Genomic DNA, 18,429 nt, shown 5'->3' on the forward strand with positions numbered 1-18,429 from the left:
CCGGGTCCCATCTATATCAAAAGCCCGTCAGAGGCGGACTTTCTGTCCCGACCGCGCCGTCTTCCCTTGCGCTCCATCCGATCCCCCAATGCCGCCGCCAAAGCAATCAGCCAAACTCCAGGCAACAGGATCACCATCATCGCCACCATATAAGCACCCCCATTGGTATCGTTTAAGTAACTCAAGAAACAAAAAACAATGCCTTCACAAAACAAAAAGAAGGAGTGGGTGTCTGATTTTACCTCAAACTGCAAATTTCATTGTAAAATAGAGGTTGTCCACATTTCCACTTGTTTTCTTGTTTCGTTTTCGTAACTTTATTGTACAACGATTCATTGCTAATGTCAATACGAAAACGCAACTTCATTGCCAAATCCAAAGTTTTTGTTGCATTATCGTTACTTGCATGGTATGATAAGGGCAAGGCAGGTGAAAGCAATGGAGCTACAGGACCTCATTCGGACCAGACGCACCCAGCTGGGAAAGACCCTGGAGGAGATCGGCAAGGCGGTCGGTGTCAGCAAGGCGACGGTGCAGCGGTGGGAGAGCGGCGAAATTAAAAATTTGCGCCGCGACCGGATCGCGCGCCTGGCGGCTGCTCTGGAGGTGACGTCTGAAAGCATCGTGATGGACCAACCCACCGAAGGCGTTTCGCACACCGGGATCAAGATTCCGGTCCTCGGCTATGTGCGGGCGGGCATCCCGATCGAGGCGGTCCAGGAAATTTTGGACTATGAGGAAATCACCCCCGAGATGGCCGCACAGGGCGAACACTTCGCGCTGCAGGTCACGGGCAACAGCATGGAGCCCCGGTTCCAGGAAGGGGATGTGGTCATCGTGCGCCGACAGCCGGATGTGGATGATGGAAACATAGCGGTGGTGCTGGTCGACGGCAACGACGCGACCGTCAAAACGGTGAGGAAGCACAAAAACGGCATCTCCCTCGTAGCGATGAACCCCTCCTACACCCCAATGTTTTTCACCAACGACGAGATACTCGAGCTGCCTGTCAGCATCATCGGCAAGGTGGTCGAGCTGCGCGGCAAGTTTTAATGTCCCTGCCGCCTTCTAAATATAAAACCTTGGAAACAAAGCCGCCAATGCACTGGCGGCTTTGTTTTTTCATATAATGGTACGGCTGGGGCATACCGGTCCCGTGTGGGGGAAGCGGGACGGGTATTATCCCGCGCAAAGGAATGAAAGTGGGTGCAAAGACGGGATTGCGTGCACAAATTCCTGCGACTTTCATAAAATAATACTAGGCAAGAACTATTACTGATATTAGGAGGATTAAGTATGGCAGAATCCAAGGCTTACGCCAACACCGCTTCCGGGCACAATACTTTCAAAGAAGCCGTGTGCATAGATGCCGGCAGGATTTACGACAGCTGCAGCGATAAAGACTGTCTGGAAGACCTTCAGGTCGTCTTTGCGCCCGATGCGCAGTTCGTGATCGACGCCGCCACCAGTGCCAAGGTGAAATCGGTCGAAGTACTTACTGTATGTCTGGATGTGGAGCCCGTCCCGTTCAACAAGGGCTTCTACAGCGTAGACATGACGTTTTATTTCAAGGTGGACTTAAAAGTCAGTACACCCAATACATGTGACCCCATCACGGTCTGCGGCGTTTCCCAGTTCCAGAAGAAGGTCATTCTCTACGGCAGCGAGGGGAATGTCAAAATCTTCACCTCCCGCAACTGCTGCGAGCATCCCTTCCAGCATACCACCAACATGCCCAAAGCCAGTGTGCAGATCGCCGATCCGATCGCGCTGGATGTCCAGCTCATCGAATGTCCGCCCAAGTGCGAGTGCCCCTGCTTCCCGCCCGAGGTGCTGAGCTACATCGGCTGTGACTGCTGCGCGCCGACCTACAACAAGATCGTCCTGATCACCATCGGGCTGTTCACCATCGTGCAGATCGAGCGCGATGTGCAGATGATGATCCCGGCCTACGACTTCTGCGTGCCGGAGAAGGAATGCACGCCTGGCGGCGGCGCGGAGAATCCCTGTGACCTCTTCCGCCGGATCAAATTCCCGACCAACGAGTTCTTCCCCCCCAATCTTGCCGATCTGAGTGAGGATGAAAACTGCTAATGCCCTCGCCGACGAACCCGATGGACGGAAAGTAAGTTGCATGCAAAAAAGGAAGCAGCAGGGAAGATTCCCGCTGCTTCCTTTTTCCTGTTCGTAACGGCCCGCAAAAGTAAAACGCCGCGGCAGGGAGCGCGCCCGCCTCTTTATCAAGGCGTCCCCCTGCCGCGGCTATCCTGTTTATTTTTACGTCCTTTCTTTTATGCGGGTGCCCTTCTAAAGCGCGCGCCGGCATGGCGGCGGGCTATTCGCGGGCAGAGGCGGCCACCTGCCGCCCAGCCGTACCGGTCGGGGTCCCTACATCCCTATCATATGGCCGCAGGCGGTTATCGGTACCCCGCCCCCGGAGCCGAGCGGGGGCATGTCCGCCCCCGCTCCCGGCGCGTGGGTGAGAAAGGTTTCTCTCCTGCTCCGGGATTTGCCCGGATCGGTGAGAAAAAATTTTTATGGGTATCGCCGCGGACCCCCAAAATCAACCCGGATTATTGCCCCGCCAGGCGTACCAGCCACTCCCAGATCAACAGCAGAAGCGGCATGGTCGCCACGCTCATCAAAGTGGAGAGCACGATCAGGCGTACGGCGTAGATGCTGTCCCCGCCGTAGAGCTCCCCCATGAACGAGGCCGCCACCGCCGTCGGCGCGCAGGCGGCGATTACGATGGTGGTCTTAATCAGGTACCCGTCCGGTACGAAGCGGGAAAGGTCCAGCGCCGCCAGGAGCAGCATGAGCACCAGCGGCAGCGCCACCAGGCGCAGCAGTGCCAGGACGATCCCGCGCACCGAGCAGAAGACCTGGCGAAGATCCGCCTGGGAGATGAAGATCCCCACCAGCAGCATCGAGAGCACGGTGTTGAGCCCCCGGAAGCCCTGCGCCACCGTCAGCAGCACTTCGGGCAGCTCGATATGTAAGAAGTAGAGCGCCCCGCCGATCGCCACGCTGACGGTCGCCGGGTTGACCAGGCACTGCCGCAGGGAGCTCTTACAACCCGGCTCCCCGGGCAGCCCCCGGCGGGCGCTGTCCACGATCATCATCAGCCTCCCGTAGCTGTAGAGGCAGAGATTGAAAGCCACTAAATAGGCGGTCAGAAAGAAGACCCCGTCCTCGCCCAGCACCGCCTGCACCATCGGGATACCGATATAGCTGGAGTTGGACATCACCAGCGCGAAGCGCTCCACCCCAATATTCTGGTTCCCGCTGCGCTCCCGGATCAGGAGGCGTGCCAGGAGGATGAAGATCAGGTGCGTCCCCACCGCCAGCAGCAGCGCCGTCAGCAGCGCGCCTGCCTCGGCCGCGTCGTATTCCCGCTGCATGGCGCTGATGATCACCCCGGGAGTGACGGCGTAGAGCAGGATGTTGGACAGGCTGACCGTGCACAGCGGGTCCAGTTTTCTCCCCCGCACCAGCAGATAGCCGATCAGCGCGATCAGGACCATGACGGCGACCTGCTGCAGGATGATGAGCGCGTTTTGCACCGAAGCTCCCCCTAAAACAACATTTTTCTTATTGTACTCCCGCGCCCCCGCTTTGGCAACCGTTTTGGTTAAATTTTTGTCAGTTTATAGATTGAAATCCGCCCCCATCTATTGTATAATAACTCATGTACACAAAAACCGCGCCCCAACATGCGGTTTTAAGGATATTAAGGAAAAGGAGATCGAGCCATGGATATTGCATACGCACTATCAGTCATCTTCACAGGGATCAGCATCGTGTTCCTGGTGCTGATCGCGCTCATCCTGGTCATGGTCGCCATGGGCAAGGTCCTCGGCGGCACCGGCAAGAAAAAGGATGACGCCCCCTCGGCGCCCGTCAAGAACGCGCCTGCAGCCCCGGCTCCCAAGGCAGCGCCGCCGCAGATGGCGGTCCAGTCCGGCACCCCGGAGGAGGTCGTTTCGGTCATTTCGGCCGCCATCGCCGCCTTTACCGGTGGCAAGGGCAGGATCACCTCGATCCGCCGCGCGAAAAAAGAAGCCCCCCGTGGGCGCAGCGCATGGTCCATGGCGGGTCTGCGTGAAAACACCCAGCCGTTCTAAGGCCGGACAACGACAAAGAAAGGAACGAATCGGATGTTAGATATGTTCTTAGGGACGATCAAGGATATCGCGCTGAACTCCGGCTTTGCGAACATCACGGGCGGACAGGCCCTGATGCTCATCGTGGCCTGTGTCCTGCTCTACCTTGCCATCGTCAAGAAATTCGAGCCCCTTCTCCTGCTGCCGATCGCCTTCGGCATGCTGCTGGCCAATATCCCGGTGGCCGGTCTCTCCGCCCACAACGAGGGCAGCCTGATCTACTATATCTATCAGGGCGTCAAGATGGGAATCTATCCGCCGCTGATCTTCCTCGGAATCGGCACCATGACCGACTTCGGGCCGCTGATCGCCAACCCCAAGAGCTTTATCCTGGGCGCGGCGGCGCAGCTAGGTATTTTCTTAACCTTCTTCATGGCCCTGGCCTCCGGCCAGTTCACCCCGCAGGAGGCGGGTTCGATCGGCATTATCGGCGGCGCGGACGGCCCGACCGCCATCTTTACCACCAGCAAGCTGGCCCCCCACCTGCTCGGGCCCATCGCGGTGGCGGCCTATTCCTACATGGCGCTGGTCCCGGTCATCCAGCCCCCCATCATGAAGCTGCTCACCACCAAGAAGGAGCGCTCGATCGTGATGGAGCAGCTGCGCCCGGTCACCCAGCGTGAGAAGATCATCTTCCCGATCCTGGTGACCATCGTCGTTTCCTTCATCGTCCCGGATGCCACCGCCCTGGTCGGTATGCTGATGCTCGGCAACCTCATGAAGGAGTCCGGCGTCGTGGACCGCCTGGTCAAGACCGCCGGCAATGAGATGATGAACATCATCACCATCCTGCTCGGCATCTCGGTGGGCGCCACCACCACGGCCGAGACCTTCCTGACCCTGCAGACCCTGCTGATCGTCGTGCTGGGCGTCATCGCCTTCGGCTTCGGCACCGCGGGCGGCGTTATCTTCGGCAAGATCATGTGCTGGGCCACCAAGGGCAAGCTCAACCCCCTCATCGGTTCCGCCGGCGTCTCCGCCGTCCCGATGGCGGCGCGCGTCTCCCAGAAGGTCGGCCAGCAGGAGAACCCCTCGAACTTCCTGCTCATGCACGCCATGGGCCCGAACGTGGCCGGCGTTATCGGCTCGGCCGTCGCGGCGGGCGTGCTGATCAACATCCTCGGCTAATTCCAAACGAACGATCAAATCCGAAAACCCGCGCTCATAGCGCGGGTTTTCTTGACCCATGAAAAGGAGGGCTTTCCTTGTTCGGACAAAACCGCCCACAGCCGCCCATCTGGCGGATTCTCGTCTATATCGCGGTCACCATCGCCCTGCTCGTGGGGCTCGGATGGTTCAACACCCATATCCTCGGGGATCACACCGTCTATCCCGACGGGGCCGCCCCCCTCTCCAGCGTCTCATCCGAGGCTTCCACCGCCGGCTGATCAGCCGCAAAGCCGGGGGATTATAAGAAAGCAGGGGTACTTTAAAGTGCCCCTGCTTTCTTCTCTATTTGAATCCGCCGGTAAACCGTCAGGCGAAGCGCGCCCGCAGCCGCCGGATGGGATGGAAATTCCTTTTCTTCGGCGTCTGCCCGTCCTTGCCGCAGAACAGCAGGTAGAAGGTCGGGATCAGGATCAGCGTCAGGAAGGTCGAGCTGATCAGCCCGCCGATCACCACCACGCCCAGGGACTGCATGGTTTCGGTTCCGGTCCCGATCCCCATCGCCAGCGGGATCAGGGAGAGCACGGTGGTCAGGGTGGTCATCATGATCGGCCGCAAACGGGTCCGGCCCGCCTGGCAGAGCGCATCGTAGGCCGAGAGCCCCTGCTCCCGGCGCAGGGTGTTGGTGTAGTCGATCAATACGATGGCGTTGTTGACCACCGTACCGGCCAGCTGCACGAAGCCGATCAGCGAAGCCATGTTGATGCTGCTCCCCGCGATCAGCAGCGCCGCGAAGGCGCCGATGGCGCAGAACGGGACCGAGATCAGGACCACCAGGGAGAAACGGATGGAGTTAAACTGAATGGCCATGACCATGAACACCAGGAAGATGGCCGAGGCGATCGCGGTATAGATCGCGGAGAACTCCTCGTTCATCGAGCGCATGTCTCCGCCCATCGACAGGCTTACCCCTTCGGGCAGGGAGAGCTTCATCGCCTGCGCCGACACCTCGGACGAGGTCTTGGCAGCGCTGTCGCTCCTGGTCTGGCCGCTGACCTCGACGAGGTATTTCCCATCGAGCTTTTGCAGCGACTGGGGCGCGTTCGAGTACTCGATCGACGCCACGTCCATCAGCGGGATATAGCTGCCGCTGCCGGTTTTGAGCATAACCCCTTCCAGGTCGGACACGTCCTCATAGGTCCCCTCGGGATAGACCACCCGGACGCTGTATTCCTCACCGTCCTGGGTGATGGTGGTGGCGGTCGTGCCCGAAATCATGTTCGAGACGGTGGACATAATCTGCGAGGGGGTGAGCCCCAGCGAGCGGGAGGTCAGGGAATCCACCACGATCTCGGCCTGGGGGTTGCCGTCCGAGAGGGAGGTCGAGGTCGAGACGATCCCCTCGTGGGTCTTCATCATCGCCGCCACCTGCGAGGCGGCCTCCTCCAGCTGGGCGAGGTCCTTGCCGGTGAGCTGCACCGTCACCTCGGCGTTGCCGCCGATGGACATGCCGCTTTGGGCCGAGACGCTCACCTTGCAGTCGGTCATGTCCGCGGTCTGCTCGCGCAGCAGGTCGACCATCTCACCGGTCTCCATCGAGCGGTCGTCCTTGAGGTAGACCGAAATCGAGCTCGAGCCCGAGCCGGAGCGCACCGAATATTCGTCGATGTCCGGCTGCTCCTCCAAAATGGCCTCGATCCCCGCCAGGATTTCGGAAACCTTTTCGGTCTTGAGGGCGGGCTTGGTTTCGACCGAAATCTGGATCGAGCCCTGGTCCATCATGGGCATGAGCTCGGTGTCGATGTGGGTGACCATCGCACCCGAGACCACCAGCAGGGAGACCGCCACCAGGATGACCAGTGCCTTGAGGTTCAAAAGCCTTGCGATCAGCCTGCCGTAGGCGTTCTCGATCCTCTCCATGACCCGGGTAATCCTCCCCTTGTGCTCACGGGGCTTAAGGCGGCAGAAGAGCAGCGGGATCAGGGTCAGCGCCGAGATCAGCGAGGCGGTCAGGGCGAAGATGATGGTGTAGCCCATGTGCTTAAACATCTGTCCCGCCATGCCCTCCATCATCGAGATGGGCAGGAAGACCACGACGGTGGTAATGGTCGAGGCAACCACCGAGGAGGCCACGAGCCTGGTCCCTTCCAGCGCGGCCTCGGTAAAGTCTCGCTCCACGTCCCCGCGCCGAAAGCAGCTCTCGAGCACTACGATCGAGTTGTCAACCATCATGCCGATCCCGATCACCAGACCACCCATTGACAGGGTATTGAGGGTGAGCCCGCAATAGGACATGATAATCAACGTGGTCAAGAGGGAGAATGGCATGGAGGTTCCCACAATCAGCGACGCCTTGATGTCCCCGAAGAAGACCAGCAGCACCGCCATGGTGATGATAACTCCCAGCACCAGGGTGCTGGCCACGCTCATCAGCGATTCGCGGATGGTTTCGCCGCTGTCGTTCATCACATTGATCGGCTTATCGGGGTTTGCGGCGTTGAGGGAAGCGATCACATCCTGCACCTTGGAGGAGATGGTGACCGCGCTCGCGCTCTGGTTCTTGTCGATCGAGATCATCACGTTTTCCCGACCGCGCGCGCGGCTGATGGAGGAATTTTCATCCTCGGCCATCTGGATGTCCGCCACATCCTGCAGGTAGATGATGTCCCCCGACTGCAGCGTGATCGGCACCTCGGCGAGGCTTTCATAGGTATCGAAGTGCTCGCCGCCCTTGAGGGTGATGTCCTGGTCCCCGCGTCCGATGGTGCCCGCGGGGGTGGAGAAATCGGCGCTGGCGATCGCGCTGGAAACGTCGCTCATGGTCAGGTTATACTGGCCCAGTTTTTCCTCGTCGAGCTGGATGCGGATATACTGGCGCTTGCCGCCCATCACCTCGACCGAGGCGACGCCCGATACCGCCTCGAGCTCGGGCTGGACCTCGTTTTCGGCGTAGTAGAGCACCGAGTCGGAATTTTCGCTCGCGTCGAGGTAGAGGCTCATGACCGAGGACTGGTTCATCGACATCTCCATGATCGAGGGCTCCACGTCATCCGGGAGCTGCCGTTCGAGCTGGTTCAATTTATCCTGTAAATCGGTCTTGACCTCCTCGGTGTCGGTGCCATACTCGAATTCAAGGGCGACCATCGCGTTCCCTTCGCTGGAGGTGGAGGTCATCGACTTGAGGCCGTCCAGCGAGCCGACCGCGTCCTCGATCACGCTGGTGACCAGCTCCTCCACGTCCTCGGGTCCCGCGTTGGAATAGGAAGCCCGGACCATCAGCATGGGCATTTCCATCTGGGGCGTCTGCTCCATCTCCATGCCGAAGATGGAGGACACGCCGTAGATGACCAGCGCCAGGATGCACACAAAGATGGCAACCGGGCGCCTCAGTGCAAGTTTGGTCAGGTTCATTCCTCTGTCTCTCCCCCGTCTGTATCATTTTGGGGGGCCGATTCATCAGGTTCTTTTGCCGCCTGCGGGCCCTGCGGCTGCGCCGCCTCATCGGAGCCGGCCTCTTCCCCGGAGGGGCTGCTCTCGCCGACCACGCTGACCGCCGCCCCGTCGCTGAGGTCGGGATGCCAGGTGGTCACCAGCTGATCGCCTTCGTCCAGCCCCTCTGTGATTTCGATCTCCTCCCGGTTCGAGATCCCCGTCCCCACCGCCGTCTTGACGGCGGCGCCGTCCCGCACGACGTAGACATATCCCTGCCCGTCCTCATAGCTGATGGCGCTCACCGGGATAACGATCGCATTTTCCGCTTTGGAGGTCGCGGCCGACACCTTGACGGTCATGCCGTTGACCAAAGAGACCTCGCCCGCCTGCACCTCGGCCTTGACGGTGAGCAGGCCGCTGCTTTCGATCTTCTGCCCGATCTCGACGATCGACCCCGGGAAGGAGGCCGAACCCCGCTCCACCGTCACCGGGTCGCCGATGGACATCGAGTCGATCGAGTCGGCCGAAACGCTGAAGGAGACGAGCATGCTGTCCTTGTTCGAGATGGTATAGGCCGCGCTTTGGGTGGTGGCGTTTTCAAATTCATCGAGATTCTTGCTCTCGATGATCCCGTCGATCGGCGCGTAGACCTTGGTCTTATCCAGCTTCTTCATGGTGGTCTCATAGGAAATCTTGGCCTGGCGAAGCTGCACGTCCGCCTTTTCCTCATCCTCCTTGCGCTGCTTCTCGGTCAGCAGGTTCAGGGAATCCTCGGCCGAGGAGAGGGAGAGGCTGGCGGAGCGCACCGAGCGCAGGAACTGGTCGACCTCGTCGTCATAGCCGTCATAGGCCTTCTTGGCCGCTTCGTAAGCCGAGTCGGCCGCGTTGTAGGCCTGCTCCTTAATTTGCAATTCATCCTTGAGGTAATCCAGGTCGTCCTCCAGGTCCTCGAGCTGGGAGGAGCCGATGGTCGCGTTCTTGATCTGCTCCTCGAGCTCGGCGACCTGCCGCTTGACGGCGTTGTATTCGCTCAGGGCGTCGCTGCGCGCGCTCTTGGCTTCATCCTTGGCGTCCTCAAGGTCGTCCTCATTGCCCTCGTCCTTGTAGTTCTCCAAATCCTCCACCGCATTCTTGTAGCTGTTTTTCGCGTTTTCATAGCTGGAGGTCTTCTGCTGCAAGGAGCTTTCATAGGTGCTGCCCAGGCTGCTTTCGATGTTGAGACGGCTCAGCTCATAACTCGCCTCGGCCGCCTGCGCCTCGAGCTCAAGATCGGAGGAATCGATCTCGAAGAGCAAGTCGCCCTTCTGGACCGCGTCGCCCACATTAAAATATGTAGTCTTCACCTTGCCCGAAGTCTCGGGAAAGACCTCCAGCGAACGGCCAGGCTCGATCTTTCCGACGTATTTGGTGCTCAGCTCCAGGCTACCGGTACCCACCGGCTCGGCTTCCACCAAGATATCCTCCTTCTGGACCTGCTGCCCCTCGGCTTCGCCGCCTTTTCCTCCCTGGCGGCCGCCGCCCATACCGCCGCCTCCCATGCCTGCGCCCATGCCGCCCATCGCACCAGTGGCCGTGACGATTCCCGCAATAACTATGGTGACCGTGCAGCAAAGCGCCACGATCAGCTTCATCCGTTGTTTCACCAAACATTCATTCCTTTCGCTGCGCCACTCGGCACATTCGTAATCGTTGCTCAGATATTTGCCGGGTCCTCTTTTTCTTCCTGCTGCCATTCGAACAGATACCCTGCCTTGCGGATGGTCACGATCCGCCCGGCGTACTCGCCCAGCTTGGCCCGCAGGCACTTGATGTGGGTGTCCACCGTGCGTTCATCCCCGTGGTAATCGGAATGCCATACCACCCGGATGATCTGCTCGCGCGAGAACACCTCGTTGGGGTGGGCGGCGAGGTGGTAGAGCAGTTCAAATTCCTGTGGGGTGGTGCCGACCCGCTTCCCCTTAAGGAAGACCGAGCGCCCGGCCGCGCAGATGTATAAGCCGCCCAGGCGGACGTCCTCCCGCTGATCGCCGTTTACAGGCCCCATGCGGATGGAAAACAGCCGCGCGCCGCCGCCCGAAGCCAGCGTAGGAGACAGAATATCCAGCGCCACGACCAGGCTCCCCCGCTCCTCCTGCGAGACCAGCCGCCGCGCTTCGGCGGCGTCCAGCGCCTGGAAGCCTCCGCTTTCCAGCCGGCGGGTCAGAAACTGGTAAGGGTCCGGCCGCTGCGGGACGGCCGTTTTTTCGTTCATGGCCTTTCCTCCCTTTCTTTGATAATCCGTTCCCTATTATATCGGCCGATTGTGTTTGTTCGGTGAAAACTGTCTGACGGCTGATTGATATTTGTGTTGGAAGTTTGAAGCCTGTCGAAAAGTTTTTGGGCCTACCCTGATTGGGAGCTCTTGACAACCCGCACGGTTTTTAATATAATAATAGTCACCGGCACAAATAACCGGTTGAAAAAAGAACATGCGGGTATAGTTTAGTGGCAAAACATCAGCTTCCCAAGCTGAGGTTGCGGGTTCGATTCCCGCTACCCGCTCCAGTAAAACCACCCTTTGGGTGGTTTTTTTAATTTGCTCGGCTGGAAATACACGCCCTCCCGGGCGCATCTCAGGCAGCAAGCGAGTCTGAGCCGCAGACGAAGGATAAATTCCCGCTGCCTACTTCCAGCGGCGGGCCGTCTTGTGCACACATATAAGCCCTATCTTTCGCTGATCCGTTGCTATTTTTATCGCCTTCTGCTATACTTTATGGTAAAGTTCTACAAAAACCAATAATATGGAAAGCGTAGCAGATAGAAATGAAGAAGTGGTTGAAACGTCTGTCGCCAATTTTTTTGGCGGTCTTATTCTGCCTGATCAGCACCGTTGCCCTGATGGCCATGCTCCATATGCAGGGAAACGCCCGGGTCGTCAACTATACGGGGATTGTCCGGGGGGCGACGCAGCGGCTGGTGAAGCAGGAAATAAACGGAATTTCTAATGATGCGCTGATACGCCGCCTGGACGGCATCGTCTCCGAGCTTTCCACCGGCGAGGGAGAAAACAATTTGATTGCGCTTCCGGACGAGGCGTATCAGACTCTGGTTGGGCAGATGCAGATGGCCTGGGGGGAGATCAAGGACGAGATTGGGCTGGTGCGGCATGGTCGGCCCTCCCGGCGGCTGTATGAATTGAGCGAGTCCCATTTTGAACTGGCGGACCGGGCCGTGTCGGCGGCGGAGCGGTATTCGGAGATGCGCGTCACCAATTCCATCGGCATCCTGCTTTGCCTCAACGGCGGGTTCGTTATCCTGTTTATCCTGCTTTGGGTGAGCGAGGCGCGGCAGAAGAAGGCGCAGATGGCCCTGGACCTGGCCGAGAGCGCAAACCGGGCCAAGAGCGAGTTCCTTTCCCGGATTTCCCATGAAATCCGCACGCCCATGAACGGCATCACCGGCATGTCGGCCATCGCCCGGCGGTATGTAAACGACCCGGAAAGGATGACGGATTGCCTGAACAAAATTGACCTTTCCGCAAGCTATCTGCTGTCTCTGCTCAACGACGTATTGGATATGTCCCGGATCGAAAGCGGGAAAATCCAGCTGGACGAGCAGCCTTTCGATTTGACAAAAATGCTGGAGCGCGTTCAGGAAATGTTCCGGCGCAAGGCGGAGGACGGCGGCGTTGTGCTGAACGTCTGCACAGACGGGCTGTCCGTTGCCCAGGTGATCGGGGACAACCTGCGTATCAGCCAGGTGCTGGTAAACCTGGTGTCCAACGCCCTGAAATTTACGCCTGCGGGAGGCAGCGTAACGCTCCGGGCGCGGCAGACGGCGGTAAATGACGAGACGGTCTGCCTGGAATTCGTGGTTGCCGACACCGGGATCGGCATAAGCGACACGTTCCAGCAGCGCATCTTCGAGCCCTTCGAGCAGGCGCAGCCCGCCACGGCCCGCCAATATGGCGGAACGGGCCTGGGCCTTGCAATTTGCAGCAGCTTTATCAAGCTCATGGGCGGTACCATCAGCGTTCACAGCAAGCTGGGCGAGGGTACGCAGTTTACCGTGTGCCTGACGTTGCGGCGGGACGCGTCCGCCGGGACCGGCGGACCGCAAGAAAGTGGAAAAAAAGTCGCCTGCAGCCTTACGGGCATGCACATCCTCCTGGCGGAGGACAATGAAATCAACGCGGAGATCACCACCCTGCTCCTGGAAGATTTGGGCGCTGAGGTGGAGCGCGTAGAGAACGGCAAGGCCGCCGTCGAGCTGCTGTCGTCGTCGCCGGCGGGAACCTTTTCGCTGATCTTCATGGATGTGCAGATGCCGGTAATGGACGGGCTGACGGCCAGCCGTACCATCCGCGCCCTCGACCATCCGGATGCCGGGCGCATCCCCATTATCGGCCTGTCCGCCAATGCGTTTCAGGAGGACAGGGAGAAATCCAGGGAGTACGGAATGACCGCCTATCTCGCAAAGCCCCTGGATTTGGACCGGTTATACCAGACGCTGGACCAGGTCATCGCCAAAGAGAAGGTGTGAAAATCGGCAGGGCTTCGTTTCACTCCACGCGGTGAGACAGCCCCTTCCCTTGGCCCGGCCGCCGGCGTCCCCTCCAAACGGCGCCTGGGTTGAGCGCAATCCCCCTCCTGCCGTCCATGTGGCGCGCGGGGACGTTCGCAGCTTCCAGCAAGCCCCAGATCCAGTTCTGAAATGTCGCCGTCCAAGGAGGAGGGAGCCCGGTATGAAAAACATCTCCCACATCGAGTTTTACACCGAGACCAAGGAAGAACGGCTGCCCGGTTTTGCTCCCGACTTCCCATATATTGCGTCCTGTGCGCAGCTGGACAAATACAGGGACGGGTTCGTCCCGTGGCACTGGCACAAGCCCGTCGAACTCTTTTACATGGAAAGCGGCGCGGTGGAATACTGCACGCCCCAGGGGAGTACGATCTTTCGCGCCGGAGCCGGCGGGATGGTGAACTCGAACATCCTGCACATGACCCGCCCGCGGGGCAAGGATGAGGAGAACATCCAACTCAACCACATCTTCGACCCCTCCTTCATCGCCGGGGAGGCGGGCAGCCGGATCGAGAAAAAATACGTCGTGCCGATCACCGCGGCTTCACAGCTCGAAATCATCGCGCTGTATCCCGACGACCCCCAGCAGGCGCGGGTGCTCGGCCTTATCCGGGAATCCTTTCGCCTTCGGGAGCAGGACGACGGCTACGAGCTCCAGCTGCGGGCGGCCCTCTCCGAGATCTGGCTGGCCCTTCTCGCCCTGTCCCGCCCCCTCTTGAAAGAAAAGCAAAGGTACAGCAAAACGAACGAGCGGATCAAGCCGATGATGATCTATATCCATGAGCACTATGCCGAGAAGATTTCCATCGCCCAGCTTGCCGCCGCGACCTTTTCCAGCGAGCGCGAGTGCTTCCGCCTGTTCCATAACTGCCTGCACATGACGCCGGTGGAGTACATCAAAAGCTACCGCCTGCAAATGGCCTGCCAGATGCTGGCCCGGGGCCGGGAGCCCGTTACCTCGATCGCCCAGGCCTGCGGCCTGGGCAGCAGCAGCTACTTCGGGAAGGTCTTTCGGGAGCAGACCGGTTGTACCCCCTCCGAGTATCGTCAAAAATGGCAGGATCATGATAGTGAAGGGCAGTGTTAAGATATTCTTTGTAAAAAAATTGCCGTATAATGATAGCTGTAAACCCGGTGTATTTAGAACGGAGGGCTGTCATGATCACACTGAATATCTTAAACATGAAAAACTTTCTACAGACGGTAAACGAGTGCGACGGATCGGTCGATCTCCTGTTCCCGGACGGGGCAAAAGCGGATATGCGCATCCCCGGAATCCAGGAGGAATTGCTGCAACAGCACCGGGAAAACAAAAACTATCTTCAGCTTTCTTTAAGCGTCACAAATCCCAAAGATTACATGCGCATCGTCTCCTACTACGCCGGAGACTGCTGAAGCCAAATTGCAAGTCTTTCATCATAGCGGGGCCCGGCCGTTCCCGAAGGCCGGGCCCCACCCTCATTTTATGGGCCCCGCCCCGCCCGGACGGGCCGCCGTACCTGCAAAATGCACAAATTTTGGACCCCACTCTATGCGCAGAATCCACGAAAATGCCGCCGCTCCCCCAGATTTCCTTTGCGAAGAGGCCCTCAAACGTGGTAAAATAGAACTACCGAAAGGAGTTGGGAGAGCGCGTGAAACGGATCAAAGCCGCCTGCCTGGAGCAGACCATCCACTTCGAACTCAAGGAGGGCTTGGAACCGTCCAGGGCAGCCGAGCTGGCAAGGGAAGAGCTGGCCGGCTACAAAGCTGCGCTGGAGCGCAAGCGGGTCAAATATAAAATTGTGGAGGAAACGCCCCAGCCGGACGGCTCCATCCTCCTGAAGATCAAGAAGCAATATAATTTCTACAGCTGCGGGGACTACCTGCGGTAGCGAAGGGCGAAGCATGTATAAGATCGGAGATATGATCGTTTACGGCACCAGCGGCGTCTGCCGGGTGGCGGACGTCGGGCCGGTGAGGGCCGCGCACGCCAGCGAAGGCCGCAAGTATTATACCCTGGAGCCGGTGTACGGCACCGAGACCATTTATATCCCGGTGGACACCACCGCCTTCATGCGCCCGGTGATGAGCCGCCGGGAGGCCGAGGAGCTGATCGCGCAGATCCCCCTGATCCGGGAGGACCCGGCAAATATCCACAGCCTGCAATCCCTGGTCGAGCACTATCAGTCCTCCTTTCAGCAGAACGACTGCGCCGAGCTGATCCATCTGATCAAGGCCCTCTATGTCAAGGGCCAGAGCGCGCAGCAGGCCGGACGTAAGCCCAGCCAGGTCGACCAGCGCTACCGCAAACGGGCTGAGGACCTGCTGCACGGCGAGCTGGCCGTGGCGCTGGGGATCCAGCGCGAGGAGGTGCCCGACTTTATCCGCCAAAGCCTGCGCGACGGGCCCCAATGCCCGGCAAAGGCCGCGAGGCAAGGCCCCCGCGCCAAGGAAGCATAAATTTCAAAAAGAAAGGCCGCCGGGCGACTGCCCGGCGGCCTTTTTATCTTCTGTTATTCCTCTTCCTTCATGGCCTTGGCGTCCTCGATGACCTTCGCTTCGAGCATCTGGGGCAGCTGCTCGTACCGCGCAAAGGCCAGTTCAAAGTAGCCCCTGCCCTGGGTGGTGGAGCGGATCAGGGTGGCGAAATCGCTCATCTCGCTCATCGGCACCTCGGCCTCGATCTCGGTCAGGCCGTCCGAGGCGGGATTCATCCCCAGCACCCGGCCGCGGCGCTTGTTGAGCTCGCCCATGATGTCGCCGGTGTTCGACTCCGGCACATAGGCCTTGAGGTTCCCGATCGGCTCGAGGATGACCGGGGAGGCCTGCGCCATGCCCTCTTTATAGGCGATGGAAGCCGCCATCTTGAAGGCCATTTCGGAGGAGTCCACCGGATGGTAGCTGCCGTCCACCAGGGTGGCGTGCAGCCCGACCACCGGATACCCGGCGAGCACACCGTGCTTGATGCAGTCCTGGAGCCCCTTTTCCACCGCGGGGAAGAAGCCCTTCGGCACCGCGCCGCCGAACACCTTCTCCTCGAAGAAGAGCCCGTCGCTGTCACACGGCTCGAATTCGATCCACACATGGCCGAACTGTCCGTGGCCGCCGGTCTGCTTTTTGTGCTTGCCCTCGACCTTGACCTTCTTGCGGATGGTCTCGCGGTAGGCGACGCGGGGCGCCACCAGCCCGACCTCCACGCCGAACTTGGACTTGAGCTTGGAGACGATCACATCAATATGCTGCTCGCCCAGGCCCGAAATGAGCTGCTGTTTGGTCTCGACGTTGTTTTCGTACCCCATCGTCGGGTCCTCTTCCATCAGCCGCTGCAGGCCGCCGGCGACCTTGCCGTCGTCGCCCTTGCCCCCCAGCTTGATGGCCATCGAGAGGCAGGGGGCCGGGAATTTGAGTTCTTCAAAGGAAACCACCCTTTTGGGATCGCACAGGCTGTCGCCGGTCATCGCGCTCGAGAGCTTGGTCACCGCGCCGATGTCCCCCGCCGTGATGAAGGCGGTGTCCTCCTGCTTCTTACCCTTGATGTAGACGATCTTGCCCAGGCGCTCCGGCTCACCGGTGCGGGCGTTGACGGGGGTGATTTCCGAGGAGAGCTTGCCCGAGACCACCTTGATGAACGAGAGCTTGCCGACAAACGGGTCGGCCACCGTCTTGAAGACATAGGCCGCCAGCGGAGCCTCATCGGTGCAGGCGATCTCCACAGGCTCGCCGTCCTTGTCACTCGCGAGCTCCGCCCCTTCTTCCCAGGCGCTGGGCAGCAGGTCGACCATGCAGTCGAGCAGCATATCGACGCCCGCCAGGTTCAGCGCGCTGCCGCAGAGCACCGGGGTGATGGCCCCCTTCTGGACGCCGTCGTGGATGCCCTTGAGAATCTCGTCGCGGGTGAACGCCTCGCCCGAGAAGTATTTTTCAAACAGCGCCTCGTCGGTCTCGGCCACCGCCTCGGAGATGGCGGCGGTCAGCCCCTCGACCCGGTGGCCGAAATCGGGCATATCGGTCTCGGCGGGGTTGCCGCTCGCGTCATATGTATAGGCCTTGTTGTCGATTAGGTTGATGTAGCAGAGCACCTTGTGGTCCTCGACATAGGGCACCACGATCGGGCAGACAGACGGGCCGAAGGCCGCCTTGAGCTCTTCGAGCACCTTGTAAAAGTCGCCGTGCTCGGCGTCCATCTTGTTGACGAAGAACATCTTCGCCTTATGCAGCTCCTGCGCCAGCTTGTAGGCCTTCTCGGTTCCGACCGAGACGCCGGACTTGGCCGACACCGCGATGAGCACGCTCTCGACCGGGCGCACCCCCTCGTACATCCCGCCGGCGAAGTCGAACAGTCCGGGGGTATCGATCAGGTTGATCTTGGTCGAGCCCCAGCTGAAGGGCGCGATGGCGCTGCTGACGGTGACCTGGCGTTTGATCTCCTCGGGGTCGAAATCGCAGACCGTGTTCCCGTCCGCGACCTTCCCAAGCCGGTCGCTCGCCCCCGCCTTATAGAGAAGCGCCTCCGCCAGCGAGGTCTTCCCCGCGCTGGAGTGGCCCGCCAGGGCGACGTTACGAATCTTGCCCGCCAAATATTGACGCATAGTGTTTAGCCCCTTTCTGAATTTGGTTTCCGTTGCCGGAACCCTTGCAGAATAAATTGTTGAATATGACCAAAAACCAAATTGTTCAACAACCCATTTATAGATTTTATTATAACAATTCTGAAATTGCGATTCAAGAGCTTTTTGTAAAAACAAGACGAGCCACTTGAAAATAATCCCGCCCCCACTTGTGCAATCTGACGGTTTTCACCCCATTTTTACCGCCAGCATATCCTGAATATGGCAGGAGGTGGGCTTGATGGGCGAAAAACGCGAGGGGCGGCCGGGGGACGCGCCGCACGGCCCGCCGCGTCCGGACGGCCGGCCACGGGGCCGCAAGCGCAAGACCGGAACCGGCTACAGCGAGGACATGATCCTGATGGCTACCTCGCTCGCCACCCAGCTGGCGCGCGGGAAGACCGAGTGCGAGCTGGAAACCCTGATCAACATCCTGGATATTCTGAGCGACGTACTGGTGGGGATACTCGCCCAGCGGCGGATCTGCGACCGGCAGGGGATCGAAATTTTGCAGGACGGGGACTTCATCATCTGATTGTTCACAAAATTCCCATTTTCCCCGCCGCCTACTTATGCTA

17 protein-coding genes and 1 tRNA gene are annotated in these 18,429 nt (G+C 59.6%); 12 read left to right on the top strand and 6 right to left on the bottom strand.

The annotated features are described in order from the left end of the window. Window positions 1-11 precede the first annotated feature (11 nt). Window positions 12-149, bottom strand: a complete 138-nt coding sequence (locus tag EDD78_RS14040) for a hypothetical protein (protein WP_159449034.1) — start codon at window positions 147-149, stop codon at window positions 12-14. A 289-nt stretch (window positions 150-438) separates the two neighbouring features. On the opposite strand from EDD78_RS14040, the gene EDD78_RS10965 reads away from it, so the two are divergent. Then, complete coding sequence (locus EDD78_RS10965) at window positions 439-1,053, top strand: LexA family protein (RefSeq protein WP_207668677.1); 615 nt, start codon at window positions 439-441, stop codon at window positions 1,051-1,053. 243 nt (window positions 1,054-1,296) lie between these two features. Further along, a complete protein-coding gene (locus EDD78_RS10970) occupies window positions 1,297-2,094 on the top strand; it encodes a hypothetical protein (RefSeq protein ID WP_181966705.1) in 798 nt (265 codons plus the stop codon). 479 nt (window positions 2,095-2,573) lie between these two features. Here EDD78_RS10970 and EDD78_RS10975 read toward each other — a convergent pair whose 3' ends face one another. Continuing rightward, window positions 2,574-3,563 (bottom strand): AEC family transporter, encoded by a 990-nt coding sequence (locus EDD78_RS10975; protein WP_132084961.1) that lies wholly within the window; start codon window positions 3,561-3,563, stop codon window positions 2,574-2,576. 189 nt (window positions 3,564-3,752) lie between these two features. Here EDD78_RS10975 and EDD78_RS10980 point away from each other — a divergent pair, with 189 nt between their 5' ends. The 3 genes from EDD78_RS10980 to EDD78_RS10990 all read left to right on the top strand — a co-directional run bounded on the left by EDD78_RS10980 (window position 3,753) and on the right by EDD78_RS10990 (window position 5,551). Next, window positions 3,753-4,124, top strand: a complete 372-nt coding sequence (locus EDD78_RS10980; RefSeq protein WP_079699914.1) for an OadG family protein — start codon at window positions 3,753-3,755, stop codon at window positions 4,122-4,124. A gap of 33 nt (window positions 4,125-4,157) precedes the next feature. Then, the gene (locus tag EDD78_RS10985) at window positions 4,158-5,291 is read left to right on the top strand and encodes a sodium ion-translocating decarboxylase subunit beta (protein ID WP_079699915.1); all 1,134 of its coding nucleotides are present in this window, start codon (window positions 4,158-4,160) and stop codon (window positions 5,289-5,291) included. A 77-nt stretch (window positions 5,292-5,368) separates the two neighbouring features. Continuing rightward, window positions 5,369-5,551, top strand: a complete 183-nt coding sequence (locus EDD78_RS10990) for a hypothetical protein (RefSeq protein WP_079699916.1) — start codon at window positions 5,369-5,371, stop codon at window positions 5,549-5,551. A gap of 88 nt (window positions 5,552-5,639) precedes the next feature. On the opposite strand, the gene EDD78_RS10995 is transcribed toward EDD78_RS10990, so the two are convergent. The 3 genes from EDD78_RS10995 to EDD78_RS11005 are packed head-to-tail and all read right to left on the bottom strand — an operon-like array spanning window position 5,640 to window position 10,953. Next, on the bottom strand, window positions 5,640-8,681 hold the full coding sequence (locus EDD78_RS10995) for an efflux RND transporter permease subunit (protein WP_132084962.1): 3,042 nt from the start codon (window positions 8,679-8,681) through the stop codon (window positions 5,640-5,642). After that, window positions 8,678-10,345, bottom strand: coding sequence for an efflux RND transporter periplasmic adaptor subunit (locus EDD78_RS11000; RefSeq protein ID WP_132084963.1), 1,668 nt, complete (start codon window positions 10,343-10,345; stop codon window positions 8,678-8,680). The genes EDD78_RS10995 and EDD78_RS11000 overlap by 4 nt, the downstream gene beginning before the upstream one ends. Before the next feature lie 50 nt (window positions 10,346-10,395). Next, window positions 10,396-10,953, bottom strand: coding sequence for a winged helix-turn-helix domain-containing protein (locus EDD78_RS11005; RefSeq protein WP_079699919.1), 558 nt, complete (start codon window positions 10,951-10,953; stop codon window positions 10,396-10,398). A gap of 219 nt (window positions 10,954-11,172) precedes the next feature. On the opposite strand from EDD78_RS11005, the gene EDD78_RS11010 reads away from it, so the two are divergent. The 6 genes from EDD78_RS11010 to EDD78_RS11035 all read left to right on the top strand — a co-directional run bounded on the left by EDD78_RS11010 (window position 11,173) and on the right by EDD78_RS11035 (window position 15,704). Continuing rightward, window positions 11,173-11,246, top strand: a tRNA-Gly gene (locus EDD78_RS11010). Window positions 11,247-11,516: 270 nt separating this feature from the next. Beyond that, a complete protein-coding gene (locus EDD78_RS11015; RefSeq protein WP_242942195.1) occupies window positions 11,517-13,223 on the top strand; it encodes an ATP-binding protein in 1,707 nt (568 codons plus the stop codon). Window positions 13,224-13,425: 202 nt separating this feature from the next. Further along, complete coding sequence (locus EDD78_RS11020; protein WP_132084964.1) at window positions 13,426-14,349, top strand: AraC family transcriptional regulator; 924 nt, start codon at window positions 13,426-13,428, stop codon at window positions 14,347-14,349. A gap of 71 nt (window positions 14,350-14,420) precedes the next feature. Further along, entirely contained in the window at window positions 14,421-14,657 is a 237-nt protein-coding gene (locus tag EDD78_RS11025; protein WP_079699922.1) for a ribonuclease HII, read from the top strand. Between the two features lie 239 nt (window positions 14,658-14,896). Further along, on the top strand, window positions 14,897-15,136 hold the full coding sequence (locus EDD78_RS11030; protein ID WP_132084965.1) for a hypothetical protein: 240 nt from the start codon (window positions 14,897-14,899) through the stop codon (window positions 15,134-15,136). 13 nt (window positions 15,137-15,149) lie between these two features. Then, window positions 15,150-15,704 (top strand): CarD family transcriptional regulator, encoded by a 555-nt coding sequence (locus EDD78_RS11035; RefSeq protein ID WP_079699924.1) that lies wholly within the window; start codon window positions 15,150-15,152, stop codon window positions 15,702-15,704. Window positions 15,705-15,757: 53 nt separating this feature from the next. On the opposite strand, the gene EDD78_RS11040 is transcribed toward EDD78_RS11035, so the two are convergent. Then, window positions 15,758-17,833, bottom strand: coding sequence for an elongation factor G (locus tag EDD78_RS11040; RefSeq protein ID WP_132084966.1), 2,076 nt, complete (start codon window positions 17,831-17,833; stop codon window positions 15,758-15,760). Between the two features lie 259 nt (window positions 17,834-18,092). On the opposite strand from EDD78_RS11040, the gene EDD78_RS11045 reads away from it, so the two are divergent. After that, a complete protein-coding gene (locus tag EDD78_RS11045) occupies window positions 18,093-18,386 on the top strand; it encodes a hypothetical protein (protein ID WP_079699926.1) in 294 nt (97 codons plus the stop codon). Window positions 18,387-18,429 lie beyond the last annotated feature (43 nt).

The sequence above is a fragment of the Harryflintia acetispora genome (assembly GCA_004340125.1).
GTDB classification, from domain to species: Bacteria; Bacillota; Clostridia; order Oscillospirales; family Ruminococcaceae; genus Harryflintia; species Harryflintia acetispora.

Excerpts from the sequence above, each read along its gene's own strand:
- EDD78_RS14040 (WP_159449034.1), bottom strand. The coding sequence starts at position 149 with ATGGTGGCGATGATGGTGATCCTGTTGCCTGGAGTTTGGCTGATTGCT.
- EDD78_RS10965 (WP_207668677.1), top strand. The coding sequence starts at position 439 with ATGGAGCTACAGGACCTCATTCGGACCAGACGCACCCAGCTGGGAAAG.
- EDD78_RS10970 (WP_181966705.1), top strand. The coding sequence starts at position 1,297 with ATGGCAGAATCCAAGGCTTACGCCAACACCGCTTCCGGGCACAATACT.
- EDD78_RS10980 (WP_079699914.1), top strand. The coding sequence starts at position 3,753 with ATGGATATTGCATACGCACTATCAGTCATCTTCACAGGGATCAGCATC.
- EDD78_RS10985 (WP_079699915.1), top strand. The coding sequence starts at position 4,158 with ATGTTAGATATGTTCTTAGGGACGATCAAGGATATCGCGCTGAACTCC.
- EDD78_RS10995 (WP_132084962.1), bottom strand. The coding sequence starts at position 8,681 with ATGAACCTGACCAAACTTGCACTGAGGCGCCCGGTTGCCATCTTTGTG.
- EDD78_RS11005 (WP_079699919.1), bottom strand. The coding sequence starts at position 10,953 with ATGAACGAAAAAACGGCCGTCCCGCAGCGGCCGGACCCTTACCAGTTT.
- EDD78_RS11020 (WP_132084964.1), top strand. The coding sequence starts at position 13,426 with ATGAAAAACATCTCCCACATCGAGTTTTACACCGAGACCAAGGAAGAA.
- EDD78_RS11025 (WP_079699922.1), top strand. The coding sequence starts at position 14,421 with ATGATCACACTGAATATCTTAAACATGAAAAACTTTCTACAGACGGTA.
- EDD78_RS11035 (WP_079699924.1), top strand. The coding sequence starts at position 15,150 with ATGTATAAGATCGGAGATATGATCGTTTACGGCACCAGCGGCGTCTGC.
- EDD78_RS11040 (WP_132084966.1), bottom strand. The coding sequence starts at position 17,833 with ATGCGTCAATATTTGGCGGGCAAGATTCGTAACGTCGCCCTGGCGGGC.
- EDD78_RS11045 (WP_079699926.1), top strand. The coding sequence starts at position 18,093 with ATGGGCGAAAAACGCGAGGGGCGGCCGGGGGACGCGCCGCACGGCCCG.